The sequence below is a fragment of the Lysinibacillus mangiferihumi genome, assembly GCF_003049665.1.
GTDB lineage: Bacteria > Bacillota > Bacilli > Bacillales_A > Planococcaceae > Lysinibacillus > Lysinibacillus mangiferihumi.
Map to the genome: position 1 here is coordinate 1 of NZ_PYWM01000100.1, position 1089 is coordinate 1089.

A 1089-nucleotide genomic window follows, 5' to 3' on the forward strand; every position below is an offset into this window, starting at 1 on the left:
AAAAAAAAAAAAAAAAAAAAAAAAAGAAGGTCTTACATGACCTGAAAATTTTATTATACTCTCTATGTCAGAAATACAAAGAAAATAAGGGAAAGGATGTATGATGTAGAGATGAAAAAGAAAAAAAGATATAAAACACCAGCAATTTTTGCAGCAGCAGCAGCAGTAGTAACACCAGCAATAGTAGCTCCAATTGCCACTGAAGCCTCTCCTAAATCCATTGACATTAAAATGTTGGTAGACGGTGAAGAAGTAACTAATCATCAATGGAAGAACAGAACGTATCGTTTAGTCCATGAACCAAGCGGTGCATTTTATACAAGAGTACTAGCGACTGATGAGATTGCAGTAGGAGTAACGGGGACATATATCATCTATGATTTAACAGATTTACCAGACGCCGAACGTCAAAGAGCAGATGCTCATAAAAAATTACAACCAGTCGGGAAATTTGATGTGCTTAAGGAGGGTGCTGTTACTCCTATTGAGTTGAATTACCATACGGTAAAAATTTATGGAGATTCGGAGAAGACTAAGCTGTTAATTACATTCTTGGTTCTTTCAGAAAACAGTGTTGAAGAGAAGCTGAAAGCTCTAAGTAAGAACAATAAATTTGTCGAGTGGGTAGTAAATAGATATGGAGAAACATTTGATATTACTAAACTGCTGGCAGCTCTTGAAGCAAGTAATATTGGCGAAAACGAAGTGTTTTTTATTAAAGCTGAACCAGCAACACCGATAGCACGAGAAGTAACAACAACACCACAAGTAACAACAGTACCAGAAGTAACAACAGTACCACAAGTAACAACAGTACCACAAGTAACAACAGCACCAAAAGTAACAACAACACCAGAAGTAACAACAACACCAAAAGTAACGATAACACCAGAAGTAACGACAACACCAGAAGTAACGACAACACCAGAAGTAACAACAGCACCAGAAGTAACAACAACACCAGAAGTGACAAAAGAACCAGAAGTAACAACAGCACCAGAAGTGACAACAGCACCAGAAGTAACAAAAGAACCAGAAGTAACAACAGCACCAGAAGTGACAAAAGAACCAGAAGTAACAACAGCACCA

1 protein-coding gene is annotated in these 1089 nt (G+C 37.4%); it reads left to right on the top strand.

Going from position 1 to position 1089, the window contains the following annotated elements; all coding sequences use genetic code 11:
* Nucleotides 1–111 precede the first annotated feature (111 nt).
* The coding region (locus tag C9J37_RS27710; RefSeq protein WP_201262235.1) for a hypothetical protein at nucleotides 112–1089 on the top strand (978 nt) is incomplete at its 3' end.